Origin of the sequence: Pseudomonas helmanticensis (assembly GCF_900182985.1) — a bacterium.
Taxonomy (GTDB): Bacteria; Pseudomonadota; Gammaproteobacteria; order Pseudomonadales; family Pseudomonadaceae; genus Aquipseudomonas; species Aquipseudomonas helmanticensis.
The window spans coordinates 100,317-113,476 of sequence record NZ_FXUY01000002.1 but is presented as its reverse complement, the minus strand read 5'-3'; the positions used below and the strand labels follow the sequence as shown (position 1 = coordinate 113,476).

Here is a 13,160-nt window from a genome sequence, read left to right as displayed (position 1 = left end):
GTGGCTGTCTTTCTTGTCCACCCTGGCTGGAATAATAAAATGAAAAATAATAATAGCCTGCTACGCCACTTACCCTGGCTATTGCTGGCAATCGTAGGAGCGTGCGCCCTGGGCGTAGTGGCATTGCGCCGCGGCGAGGCGATCAACGCCTTGTGGATCGTGGTCGCTGCTGTGGCCATCTATCTGGTTGCGTACCGTTACTACAGTCTGTTCATCGCTAACAATGTGATGCAACTCGATGCGCGTCGGGCCACCCCCGCCGTGATCAACAACGATGGTCTGGACTACGTGCCGACCAACAAACACATTCTTTTCGGTCACCACTTTGCAGCGATTGCCGGCGCAGGACCTCTGGTCGGCCCGGTGCTGGCGGCGCAGATGGGCTACTTGCCCGGCACGCTGTGGCTGATTGCCGGGGTGGTGCTGGCGGGCGCGGTGCAGGACTTCATGGTGCTGTTCATGTCGACCCGGCGCAACGGCCGTTCCCTGGGTGACATGGTGCGAGAAGAAATGGGCCGTATTCCCGGCACCATCGCCCTGTTCGGCTGCTTCCTGATCATGATCATCATCCTCGCGGTGCTGGCGCTGATCGTGGTCAAGGCGCTGGCGGAGAGCCCGTGGGGCATCTTCACCGTGATGGCGACCATCCCGATCGCGATGTTCATGGGCATCTACATGCGCTACATCCGCCCGGGCCGCATCGGCGAGATCTCCGTGGTCGGCGTGTTGCTGCTGCTCGGTTCGATCTGGCTCGGTGGGCAGATTGCCGCTGATCCGGTATGGGCCAAAGCGTTCACCTTCACCGGCGTGCAGATTACCTGGATGCTGGTCGGTTACGGCTTCGTCGCGGCATCGTTGCCGGTCTGGCTGATTCTCGCACCGCGTGACTACCTCTCCACGTTCCTCAAGATCGGCACCATCATCGCTCTGGCGATCGGCATTCTGGTGACCATGCCCGAGCTGAAAATGCCCGCGCTGACCCAGTTCGTCGACGGCACTGGCCCTGTGTGGAAAGGCGGTCTGTTCCCGTTCCTGTTCATCACCATCGCTTGCGGTGCGGTGTCCGGCTTCCACGCGCTGATTTCTTCGGGCACCACGCCGAAGCTGCTGGATAACGAAACCAACGCCCGTTACATCGGTTACGGCGGCATGCTGATGGAGTCGTTCGTCGCCATCATGGCCATGGTCGCCGCGTCGGTGATCGAGCCTGGCGTGTACTTCGCCATGAATAGCCCGGCCGCCGTGGTCGGCAGTGATGTTGCTTCGGTTGCGCAAGTGGTCTCCAGCTGGGGCTTTGCGATTACGCCGGAAGCGCTGCAAGCCGTCGCGCACGACATCGGTGAAACCACCATCCTGGCCCGTGCCGGCGGTGCGCCGACCCTGGCAGTCGGTATCGCGCAGATCCTGCACAGTGTCCTGCCGGGTGAAAACACCATGGCGTTCTGGTACCACTTCGCGATCCTGTTCGAAGCGCTGTTCATTCTGACCGCAGTCGACGCCGGTACCCGTGCCGGTCGTTTCATGCTGCAGGATCTGCTCGGCTCTTTCGTCCCGGCACTGCGACGTACCGAATCGTGGACCGCCAACCTGATCGCCACAGCCGGTTGTGTGGCGATGTGGGGCTGGTTGCTCTACCAAGGCGTGATCGATCCACTGGGCGGCATCAACACCCTGTGGCCACTGTTCGGTATCTCCAACCAGATGCTGGCTGGTATCGCGTTGATGCTCGGCACTGTGGTCCTGATCAAAATGAAGCGCCAGCGCTACATTTGGGTCACCCTGTTGCCAGCGGCCTGGCTGCTGATCTGCACCACGACTGCAGGCTTCATCAAGCTGTTCGATGCCAACCCGGCGATCGGTTTCCTGTCGCTGGCGAAGAAATACAGCGACGCGCTGGCCAACGGTCAGATTCTCGCCCCGGCGAAGAGTATCGATCAGATGCAGCACGTGATCTTCAACGCCTATACCAACGCAACGCTCACCGCGCTGTTCCTGTTCGTGGTCTTCAGTATCCTGTTCTATGCGCTCAAGGTCGGCATCGCCGCCTGGGGCAAAAAAGAGCGTACGGATAAAGAATCGCCATTCCAGGCCCTGCCGGACGCGTAACCAGAGGATTGCACCATGTTCAATGACCTGAGTCGCCTCGGTAAATACCTCGGTCAGGCTGCGCGCCTGATGGTCGGCATGCCCGACTACGACACCTACGTCGAGCATATGCAAACCAAGCACCCGGACAAACCGGTGATGAGCTACGAGATGTTCTTCCGCGAACGTCAGGAAGCGCGTTACGGTGGCAAGGGTGGGCCGAAGTGCTGTTGAGCTGACAGCGCAAAGGTTGAGGTAATCCCCCTGTGGGAGCGGGCTTGCTCGCGAAAGCGCTGTGTCATCGAGCAATGATGTCGACTGACACGACCCTTCGCGAGCAGGCTCGCTCCCACAGTTGTTTTTGTGTTGTTCATTCATTTTGTGAAGGGGATCTGTTTTGTCTTCTCCCATACCTGTAACGGTACTCAGCGGTTTCCTCGGTGCCGGCAAGACCACCTTGCTGCGCCACATTCTGAAAGCCGAGCACGGCCTGAAAATCGCCGTGATCGAAAACGAATTCAGCGATGCCGGCATCGACACTCAGTTGCTCGGCGACGAACCCGTGCAAGTCATGACGCTGGCCAACGGCTGCGTCTGCTGCACCATTCACACCGATCTGACCAAAGCCCTGTACCTGCTGCTCGAGCGTTTGGACAGCGGCGAAATCGCCTTCGATCGCCTGGTGATCGAATGCACCGGGCTGGCCGATCCTGCGCCTGTTGCCCAGACTTTTTTCATCGACGAAGAGCTGCGCGAGCGTTACTTGCTCGACGGCATCATCACGCTGGTCGATGCCGCGCACGCGGATGTGCATCTGACCCAGACTATCGCACAGGCGCAGATCGGGTTCGCCGACCGTTTGCTGGTGAGCAAGACCGATCTGGTCGACGAAGCCACCTTCAATGCACTGAGCGAACGCCTGACGCGAATCAACCGTCGTGCGCCGATTCGTGTGGTTGATCACGGCAACATCGATCTGGCTGAACTGCTGGATGTGCGCGGCTTCAATCTCAATGCGGATCTTGGCGGCGGTTTGAGTCTGCGTCCGGTGACCAAGGCGCCATCGATTGATCGCATTTCCAGCCTGGTGCTGCGCACCGATCAGCCGCTGGATATCGATCAGCTCAGTGAATTCATGAACGAGCTGCTGGAAGAGCACGGCAAACAATTGCTGCGCTACAAAGGCGTGCTGAGCATTGCCGGCGAAGATCGGCGGTTGGTGTTTCAGGGCGTGCTGAAACTCTATGGTTTCGACTGGGACACCGCATGGGCCGAGGGTGAAGCGCGGGAAAGCGTGATTGTGTTTATCGCCGATGATTTGCCGGAAGAGAAAATTCGGGCGGGGTTTGCGCGGGTGACGGCGGGTTGACGTTTCCGTAGCGTCAATGATGACGCCATGGCGAGCAGGCTCACTCCTACATTTGAAATGCGTCCCCCTGTAGGAGTGAGCCTGCTCGCGATAGCAATCTAACCGACAGCACAATGCCCAACGTCTGAACCCAGCAGTGTCTGCTCAAGATGATCCAAATGCCGATTCATCAGCATCCCGGCCCTGGAAGCATCGCCTTGTTCCACCGCTTCAACCAACGCCAAATGCTCCCGCCAAGCGCAACAGCTGTGCGTAGAACCCTCACACCGCGCAATCGCCAACGACGTGAGTGGGACCAGACTGCCGAGAAAATGCGCCAACGGTGAATTCCCCGCCATCTGCGCCAACGTCAGATGAAATTCCCCGGACAAGCGAATCGCCGCCCCACGTCGATCCTGCTCAACCGCCAGCCGCTCACGCTCAATCAACCCACGCAAGCGTTGCAAGCCATCAGCCTGCGGACGCTGACAAGCCAGGCGCACCAACGTGCTTTCAGTCAGTCGCCGCGCATGCAAGGTCTGCCGGGTCTGCTCGCGATCCGGCGCCGCCACGCGCGGACGATGATTTGCGCGCAGCACAATGACTTGCTCATGGGATAACTGCGTCAGCACCCGCCGCACATCGGCGCGGCTGACGTTGAACATGTCTTTCAGACTGTCTTCGGTGAAGCGGCTGTCGGCATCGATGCGCTGTTCGAGAATGGCATCGAACAGTCGCGGATACAGATCCTCCACCGCTGCGCGCGGACGGGAGAAGGGCAGAGGCGTCGTGGTCTGGCGAGTGTGCGACGCTGCGGCAAAACTGTTCATGGCCTGTCTCCAATAGGAATCAGTGACTCAGGTTGTCATCCGGAATATTCAGCTCGATGCCCATACGCTGACCTTCGCGCAAAATGTGTCGACGCATTTCGGCGCTGGCCTGGGCGCTGTTCTTGCTGCGAATTGCACGCACCACGGCTTCGTTTTCTTCGAGGCGTTCGGCTAGGTGCTCAGGCGAGTTGCGCAATACTTCGGCACTTTGCTTGAGGGCGTTGCTGGTCTGCTGCACGACGCTCTGGAAGATCGGGTTCGAGGTGAGGGTGAACAGCTCCTCGTGAAACGCGATGTAGGCACTGACCCCGGCTTCGCTGTCGCCGGCTTCGAGGGCCTCGCGCATGTCCATCAGGGTCAGGCGCAACTGGCCGACTTCCTTGCTGCTGATCGACTGCGCGACCAGACCGACGATGAATGGCTCCAGGGTGTAACGCAGTTGCAGCACGTCCTCGAGGCTGGCACCGGCGACTGCGCTGTCGTGGCTTTGGCTGTCGCTGAGTTGTGCATCGAGGACGACTACGCCTTTGCCCGGCATCGAACGGACGAGGCCGAGGGTTTCCAGGACGATCACGGCTTCACGCAGGCTCGGGCGGCTGATGCCCAGTTGTTCGGCGAGCTCGCGCTGGCCCGGTAACATGTCGCCGGAGCGCCATTGGCCACGGGCGAGGGCGGCGCGGAGTTTTTCTACGACTGAGTTGACGACGGTTGATGTGGTGATCACTGGTCTTGCTCCGTGAGCCCGTTGGGTGCGCCGCAAGCAAGATCAAAAGATCGCAGCCTGCGGCAGCTCCTACGGGGTTGAAATCAGAACTCCTGCTGGTGCGCCGGAGTTGCTGGTTTACGCGGTTGAAAGGTGTAGCCCTGCTGACCGCTGAGTACTTTGTTGGCGCGTTGTACGTCGATGTCTTTTTCCCAACGGGCGATGGCGACGGTGGCGACGCAGTTGCCGATGAGGTTGGTCAGTGCCCGACCGATCCCCATGAACCAGTCCACGGCCAGCACCAACACCAGACCGACCACCGGAATCGCCGGAATGGCGGTCAGCGTCGCCGCGAGGATCACCAGCGCTGAGCCGGGAATGCCGTGGGCGCCTTTGGAGGTGATCAGCGACACCAGCAGAATCGTCAGCAAATCGGTCATCGCCAGCGGCGTGCCGGTGGCGTTGGCGATGAACACGATGGCGAGGGTCAGGTAGATCGAAAAGCCGTCGAGGTTGAACGAGTAACCGGTGGGGATCACCAGGCCCACGGTCGAGCTGCCGATACCGAGGTGTTCAAGCTTGCGCATGATCTGCGGCAGTACCGCGTCGGACGATGCCGTGCCCATGACGATCAGCAATTCTTCCCGCAGGTACTTGAGCAGAGGCCATAGGCGCAGGCCGGACGCACGCATCACCAGACCGAGAATCACGCCGACGAAAGCCATACAGGTCAGGTAGAACAAACCGACCAGACTGCCCAGGTGCTGCAGCGAATCGAGGCCATATTTGCTGGTGGTGAAGGCGATGGCGCCGAACACGCCGATCGGCGCCAGGCGGACGATCATGCCCATGATGCGGAAGATCACGTGGCTCAGTTCGTTGATCAGTCGGGAGATCCCGGAAGCCGCTTCACCGACCAGATTCAACGCGCTGCCGAACAGCACCGAGAACAACAGCACTTGCAGGATGTTGTTGTCGGCGAAGGCGCCGATCACCGAGGTCGGGATCAGGTCCATGAGGAATTGCGTGGTGGTGTGCATGTGCTGGCCGCGTTCGGCGAGATCGCCCATGTCGGCGGTGGACAGCTGCTCCAGATGAATATTCGCGCCGCTGCCGATGCCGGTGCTGAAAGCAAAAACGAGGCCGATGACCAAGGCGATGGTGGTCAGCACTTCAAAGTAGATGACTGATTTAAGGCCGATGCGCCCGACCTTCTTCAGGTCGCCCGCGCCGCTGATGCCGCTGACCACCACGCAGAACACGATGAGGCCGATGAGCATCTTGATCAGTTTGATGAAGCCGTCGCCGAGCGGTTTCAGCTGGGCGGAGTATTCAGGAAGGGTCAGCCCGCAGACGATGCCGAGCATCAGTCCGAGAACCACTTGGAGGAAGATTGAACGCGAGCACCATCTGAGCATGGGAGGAATCCTGGTCGGTGTCCTGACTGCCGTGCGCGTGGCGCATCAGATTCAGGACTTAATTATTGTGGTCTTACCGGTATGTCCAGTGCAGGCGCAGTCTACGCTCGGGTTTTTCCGGAATACAAGAGGAAAACACAAAATTGGCATGACCGGTCAGACCAGTGGTGCTGCGCTCAGTGATTGCGGGAACGACGTCCGCAAATAGAGAAGCCCGGCCATGCTCGCCGGGCTGTTTTGGTGCTGAGGCTCCTTGTGTGAATCTGCTCAGTAGGGCACGTTGCGCTGCAGGATATTCAGCTTGAAGTCCAGAACACCTGCACTGCGATTCGAGTTGGTGCGCACGAACGTGCCCACTTTCGGATCGTATTTACTGCGACTTTGCCCTGCACAGAGCAGAGCACCGCCTCGGGTCTGTATTCTGACGGTGGGGTTATCCGTGTCGATCTCATCGAGGGTGATGATGTTGCCTTTGGCGTTCAGCAAGTTGAACGTGGTCTGATCTCCATCTTCGGTTGAATAAGAATTCAGGAAGTCTTTTTCTTCACGACTGATGGTTCTGTAGTAATACTCGCCAGGCGTGAAAATGTAGAGGGTGTAATAGTCGTCGAGGCACCGGAAATAAAAGGTCAAGGCATCGGGAGCGACATTGGGCTTTAGAAAAAGATAGTTTGAAACATCTATCTGATGCGAAAAGTTAAAGGCCTCGTAGTCCGGACGTGGTGTGCTGATTGCTCTGCCATAGGTCAACTTTGGAAAGTGTGGATAACCAAAGCGAGTGCTCATGGTTGCAGTAAAGGATTTTTCCTGGTCGGTGCTCATGAGTGTTTTCTTTTTTAATGAGAATAGATAAATCGCTCGGCCACAAGTGGGCGCAAGCATTCAAATGCTTGTGTGGTCAGATTTTATCTGGATCACTGAGGAACGATGCGTTGCGCTCAATGATTCGCAGTGTGAACGGGATGCCGTCGTTATCAGTCCCGGCCAGGTAGCTGTTTTGATGGATGCTTCGGTAAAAAAGCCCCCCGAAAAGGATCTATCAATGCGCAGGATCGGTGTTTCATATAGCTCCCCGAGAATATCAAGGTAATGGCGGTCAAGTTCCAGTGTTGCTATAAAGGATTTCTGCCTGTTGGTGCTCATGAACTCTTCCTTGAATTCTGAATGATAGGGTTTTTAGAGTTTGTTAAAAGTCTTGTCTATGAATTTTTAGTTGTTGTTGGGGTGTATGTTTGTACCGGCCAAACACTAGCAGCTAAGTTTTGTGGGTGGGGGTGTTTTTATTTAAGTTATTGTTTCAATTTTCAAACGCAGAAAATGATCAGCCCAGAAGATGGGATCAATATCGCTTTCCTGCAGACGAAAAAAAACCGGCCAATCACTTGGCCGGTTTTTCATGCTGCGGATTAAACGTCGCTATTAAGCGCCGTACACCGGCAGTTTCTTGCAGATGGCTTTGACTTTCTCACGAACGGCGTCGATCACCGCTTCGTTGTTCAGGTCAGCCAGGATGTCGCAGATCCAGCCGGCCAGCTCTTTGCACTCGGCTTGCTTGAAACCACGAGTGGTCACAGCCGGAGTACCGAAGCGCAGGCCGGAAGTGACGAACGGCGAGCGTGGATCGTTTGGCACGGAGTTCTTGTTCACGGTGATGAAAGCTTTGCCCAGAGCGGCGTCGGCGTCTTTACCGGAGATGTCCTGCTTGATCAGCGACAGCAGGAACAAGTGGTTCTTGGTACCGCCGGAGACCACGTCGAAACCGCGTTCGATGAACACTTCGGCCATGGCCTGGGCGTTCAGCACCACTTGTTCCTGGTAGGCCTTGAACTCTGGCTGCAGCGCTTCCTTGAAGCAGATCGCCTTGGCGGCGATTACGTGCTCCAGCGGGCCACCCTGGGCGCCCGGGAATACTGCGGAGTTGAGCTTCTTCTCGATGTCGGCGTTGGCGCGAGCCAGGATCAGGCCCCCACGTGGACCGCGCAGGGTCTTGTGCGTGGTGGTGGTCACGACGTCAGCGAAAGGCACCGGGTTCGGGTAGACGCCAGCGGCGACCAGACCGGCCACGTGAGCCATGTCGACGAACAGGTAAGCGCCAACCTTGTCAGCGATTTCGCGGAAACGCGGGAAGTCCAGAATCTGCGAGTAGGCAGAGAAACCGGCCACGATCATTTTCGGCTTGTGCTCAACCGCCAGACGCTCGACTTCGTCGTAGTCGATCAGGCCATTGGCGTCGATACCGTACTGCACGGCGTTGTACAGCTTGCCCGAGGAGGAAACGCTGGCGCCGTGGGTCAGGTGACCGCCGTGGGCCAGGCTCATGCCCAGAATGGTGTCGCCACCTTGCAGCAGGGCCAGGTAGACAGCGGCGTTGGCTTGCGAACCGGCGTGCGGCTGAACGTTGGCGTAATCGGCGCCGAACAGCTCTTTGGCGCGGTCGATGGCCAGTTGCTCAACGATGTCGACGTACTCGCAACCACCGTAGTAACGCTTGCCTGGGTAGCCTTCAGCGTACTTGTTGGTCAGGACCGAGCCTTGAGCTTCCATCACCGCTGGGCTGGTGTAGTTTTCCGAAGCGATCAGCTCAATGTGTTCTTCCTGGCGCTGAGCTTCTTGCTCCATGGCGGCAAAAAGGTCGGCGTCGTACTTGGCAATAGTCAAATCACGGCTGAACATGGCGGTCCTCAAGGATCGGGGGCAGAAAAGGGGGGCATTCTAACCCAACGGGTTTTGGATGGCATATGAAACGACATCATGTCGCAGACAAGTGGCGTTCATGACAGATGTGCGGTGCTTTTGCTGGCCTGAAAAGATCGCAGCCTTCGGCAGCTCCTACATTATCCGAGGCGCACACAAATACCGTGACCGACATCAATCCCGGTAGGAGCTGCCGAAGGCTGCGATCTTTTCTTCAGTCGAACATGAACAGCGCGTCATTGCTGAACTGCGCCTCAAACCGGCTCGCCGGCATCGGCCGCCCGAACAGATACCCCTGAACCTCATCGCACCCATGCTCACGCAAGAAGTCCAGTTGTTCATGGGTTTCCACACCTTCGGCGATCACCGCCAGATTCAGGCTGTGCGCCATGGCGATGATCGCTCGGGCGATCTGCGCGTCCTGTTCACCCGACGGCAAACCGTCAACAAACGTGCGGTCGATCTTCAGCACGTCGATCGGGAATTGCTTGAGGTAGTTCAGCGATGAATAACCGGTGCCGAAGTCATCGACCGCAATGCTCAGGCCAAGGTTTTTCAAGCCGGCGAGAATCTGCATCGCCTCGCTGACTTCACGCATCAGGATACTTTCGGTCAGCTCCAATTCCAGGCACGCCGGCGGCAGGCCGGTTTCGCGCAGGATCGTGGCGATCCGCGTGCCGAGCTGGCCATCGGAGAACTGCCGGGCGGAAATGTTCACCGACACCTTCGGCACGCGCACGCGGTTCTGGTGCCAGGTCTTCAACTGGCGACACGCCTCGCTGATTACCCAGTCGCCGACGTCGACCACCAGCCCGAGTTCTTCCAGTACCGGAATGAAATCCCCCGGCGGCACCAGCCCGCGACGCGGATGACGCCAGCGCAACAGCGCTTCGGCACCGGTCAGGCGTTTGCCGTCGCCACTGAATTGCGGTTGGTAATACAAGACGAATTCGTCTTGTTCCAAGGCGTGGCGCAAATCGCTTTCCAGCTCCAGGCGTTCCAGCGCACTGGCGTTCATGTCGGCCTGATAGAACTGGAAATTGTTCTTGCCGCGCTCTTTGGCGTGGTACATCGCGGTGTCGGCGTTCTTCATCAACTGGCTGAGTTCGTTGCCGTCCTGCGGGCTCAGGGCAATGCCGATACTCGCGGTGACGAAAAACTCGCGGCCTTCGAGCACGAACGGTCGCACCAGACTGGCGAGGATCTGCTCGGCGACATGAATCGCCCGGTTCAGCGCCAGCTCGCGGCTGGAACGGTGTTGCAGCAGCAGGGTGAATTCGTCGCCGCCCATGCGCGCCACGGTGTCGTCATCGTCGACGCAGGCCAGCAGGCGCGTGGCCATGTCTTTCAACATGCGGTCGCCGGCAGCGTGGCCGAGGGAGTCGTTGATCGGTTTGAAGCGGTCGAGGTCAAGGAACATCAGCACTACCCACGACTTCTGCCGCTCGGCCGATTGCAGCGCGGTGTGCAGGCGATCCTGGAACAGCGTGCGGTTCGGCAGGTGCGTCAGGGCGTCGTAGTAGGCGAGGCGGTGAATGCGTTGCTCGCTGGCCTTGCGCTCGCTGATGTCGCTGAAAAAGCACACGTAGCTGGCCAGGTCGCCCTCGTCATCGAGCACCGCGGTGATGCCGACCCACGCCGGGTAATGCTCGCCGTTACGGCGCTTGAGCCAGACTTCGCCTTCCCAGGTGTTGTGCTGGTGCAGTTGCTTGAGCACGTAACGCAGGTGCGCATCCTGTTGCTCGTCGACGGTGAGCATGTTTGGCAACTGGTCGAGTACTTCGGCCACGGCGTAACCGCTGACCCGGCTGAACGCTTCGTTGGCCTGAACGATGTAACCCGCCGGATCGGTGATCAGGATCGCCGAGGTCGAGTGTTCGAATACTGTCGCTGCCATGCGCAGGTCTTTCTCGGCGCGGCGCTGCTGACTGATATCGCGACCGACACCGAGCACGCCTTCAAAGCCGCCATGCTCGTCCCACACCAGCACCAGACGCAGCTCGATCGGGATCTTGCGGCCGTCGGCGCGCAGGCAGTCGAACAGGAACAATTGCGTCTGCACCTGACTGCGCAACAGCGCCAGTTGTTCGGGTTTATCGAGGGCTTTACTGACGCGATCCATCAGCGTGTAGATGCCGCTCAGTTGCTGCGGGTTGGCGATGGTCGACTGCCAGCCGTTCTGGAAAATCCACTCGGCGTCGTAACCCAGCACGGCTTGCACCGACGGGCTGACGTAGTTCAGCGAAAGCTTGCTGTCGGTGGAGAAAATCACGTCGCTGATGCTTTCGGCGAGCATGCGGTAGCGCTGCTCGCTGTCACGCAGGGATTCGCTGGCCTCGATCTGCTCGGTGATGTCCTTGGCCACGCCGATAATCCGCGTGACCTGATCATGCTTGTCCCGCGCCAGCGCCTGTTCGCGGATATCGAAACGCCGCCACTTGCCGTCGCGATGACGGAAGCGCAGCTGGCATTGCAGCAACTGACTGTACCCGGCGTGACGCTGCATCTGCCGCGAGCGATGGTAGTAATCGGCGTCTTCGGGGTGCAGGAGGATTTCCCAGAAGTACTCGCCCATCTGATGCAGTTCAGTGCGGTTGTAACCGAGCGTCTGGCCGAGGTGGTGGTTGCTGAAAATCATCCGCTGGCTGATCACGTCCTGTACGTAGAGGTGATCCGGCACGGTGCGCACCACGTCCGACCAGAAACCTTCGCGCTCCAGCAGCGACAACTCGATCAGCTTGCGGCTGGTGATGTCGTTGATGCTGAGGATCACCGCTTTATAGTCGTGCTGCTCGGTCGGCAGGCGCAGCACCATCCACAGGTGCTGGTCGCGGCCATTGATGTCCGGCAGTTTGATTTCCAGTTCCAGTTGATCCTGTTGCTGCAACACGGCATCGAGGACCTGATTGCCGATGGCGCACTGGCGGTGTGGATGGCCGTCGATCAGCAGTTGCCAGGCATGCTCGCAGGAATTGACGTTGAGCAGTTGCAACGCCACCTGATTGACCTCGGTGACGCGCAGTTCCTGGAGCAATTGCTGGCGCTGCTGCGGCTGGTCTAGCCAGGCCTTGAGCTGATCGCTGGTCTGGATCTGGGCCTTGTCGAAAACCTGCTTGAGACCGGAAAGATCGAGTACGCAGAGGGCGACGCCAGTGCCTTCGAAAATATCCTGATAACGTCGACGACCTTCATGCAACTGGCGCTGGCGGCGGCGCATGTTCAGCAAGGCAATCACCGGCAGCATCGAGAACGCCAGGCCGAGCAGGCATTTGCCGATGAACGCCGGGAGCAACTCTTCGAGCACGCGTTGACGGTCGAACAGGCCACGCAACTGCCAGTCGCTGCTGCTCAGCGGCACGGTCAGCACCGTGTTGGCGAGATCGTCGGGGGTGAGCACGCCTGGTTTGGCCGAAGGCAGTGCCTCATCGCGGCTGATGATCTGGTGATTGTTGCGGTTTTCCACCAGCCACAGCGGGCGGGCGCCGGTTTCACCCTGCTTGGTCAGCGAGTTGAAAAACGTTGGCGTCAGGCGCAAGGCCCAATAACCGCGCGTGCTGCCGCTGGCCTGATGCAGCAGCAAATGCACCACCGAGCCATCGTCGGCGTTACTGAAATAGTGCGCTTGGGCGCGGCTGCGCCGGACCAGTTCGGTCAGGTAGTCGGCGTCGGCACTGTCGGCCGCGCTGTCGCTGAGGATCCGCCCGGAAGGGCTGAGCAATGCCATGCTGCGCAGATCCGGCAGCGACTGCTGAAGTTTGCGCAGAAGCGCCTGCTGTTCGTCGGCGGTTTGCGGTTGCTCGACGATCGGTAGCAGATTGAGGGCGATTTGCGCGTTCAGCGCCATGTTCAGGCTGACCTGCGAAGCGAGGTCGGCGGTGTAGTCGATGGTGTACTGGCGCTGGTTCTTCTGGGTTTCGCGCAGTTGATCGAGCAGTTGCCAGAACAGCAATGCCAGCAGCAACAGCACCAATGTCGCCAGCGCACCCTTTAATGTTCCGCGCAGGGGCGAGCCGGTCGCCGGATTGGACGCGCTCACAGAAGCTGGCGGAGTGACATTGGACAAGCTGTAATCCTGCGGTCTG

10 protein-coding genes are annotated in these 13,160 nt (G+C 59.0%); 3 read left to right on the top strand and 7 right to left on the bottom strand.

Annotated elements, in window-relative coordinates:
• The first annotated feature begins 39 nt into the window (after positions 1-39).
• The 3 genes from QOL84_RS23145 (at position 40) to yjiA (ending at position 3,454) form a co-directional block, all read left to right on the top strand.
• A complete protein-coding gene (locus QOL84_RS23145; RefSeq protein WP_283438736.1) occupies positions 40-2,106 on the top strand; it encodes a carbon starvation CstA family protein in 2,067 nt (688 codons plus the stop codon).
• Between the two features lie 15 nt (positions 2,107-2,121).
• On the top strand, positions 2,122-2,319 hold the full coding sequence (locus tag QOL84_RS23140; protein WP_003228401.1) for a YbdD/YjiX family protein: 198 nt from the start codon (positions 2,122-2,124) through the stop codon (positions 2,317-2,319).
• A gap of 163 nt (positions 2,320-2,482) precedes the next feature.
• Positions 2,483-3,454 carry a GTPase gene (gene yjiA, locus QOL84_RS23135; RefSeq protein ID WP_283438735.1) on the top strand — a complete coding sequence of 324 codons (972 nt, stop codon included), beginning with the start codon at positions 2,483-2,485 and terminating at the stop codon, positions 3,452-3,454.
• Between the two features lie 98 nt (positions 3,455-3,552).
• Here the strand turns inward: yjiA and QOL84_RS23130 are convergent, their stop codons facing one another.
• The 7 genes from QOL84_RS23130 to morA form a co-directional block, all read right to left on the bottom strand.
• Positions 3,553-4,263: a GntR family transcriptional regulator gene (locus QOL84_RS23130; RefSeq protein ID WP_283438734.1), complete on the bottom strand. Its 711-nt coding sequence runs from the start codon at positions 4,261-4,263 to the stop codon at positions 3,553-3,555.
• Between the two features lie 19 nt (positions 4,264-4,282).
• On the bottom strand, positions 4,283-4,987 hold the full coding sequence (locus QOL84_RS23125; RefSeq protein ID WP_008078581.1) for a FadR/GntR family transcriptional regulator: 705 nt from the start codon (positions 4,985-4,987) through the stop codon (positions 4,283-4,285).
• A gap of 83 nt (positions 4,988-5,070) precedes the next feature.
• A complete protein-coding gene (locus QOL84_RS23120; protein ID WP_283438733.1) occupies positions 5,071-6,384 on the bottom strand; it encodes a C4-dicarboxylate transporter DctA in 1,314 nt (437 codons plus the stop codon).
• Between the two features lie 267 nt (positions 6,385-6,651).
• Complete coding sequence (locus QOL84_RS23115; RefSeq protein WP_283438732.1) at positions 6,652-7,206, bottom strand: hypothetical protein; 555 nt, start codon at positions 7,204-7,206, stop codon at positions 6,652-6,654.
• A gap of 60 nt (positions 7,207-7,266) precedes the next feature.
• Positions 7,267-7,527, bottom strand: a complete 261-nt coding sequence (locus tag QOL84_RS23110) for a hypothetical protein (RefSeq protein ID WP_283438731.1) — start codon at positions 7,525-7,527, stop codon at positions 7,267-7,269.
• 276 nt (positions 7,528-7,803) lie between these two features.
• The gene (gene glyA, locus QOL84_RS23105) at positions 7,804-9,057 is read right to left on the bottom strand and encodes a serine hydroxymethyltransferase (protein ID WP_129395595.1); all 1,254 of its coding nucleotides are present in this window, start codon (positions 9,055-9,057) and stop codon (positions 7,804-7,806) included.
• A gap of 235 nt (positions 9,058-9,292) precedes the next feature.
• A complete protein-coding gene (gene morA, locus QOL84_RS23100) occupies positions 9,293-13,141 on the bottom strand; it encodes a cyclic di-GMP receptor MorA (RefSeq protein WP_283438730.1) in 3,849 nt (1,282 codons plus the stop codon).
• Positions 13,142-13,160 lie beyond the last annotated feature (19 nt).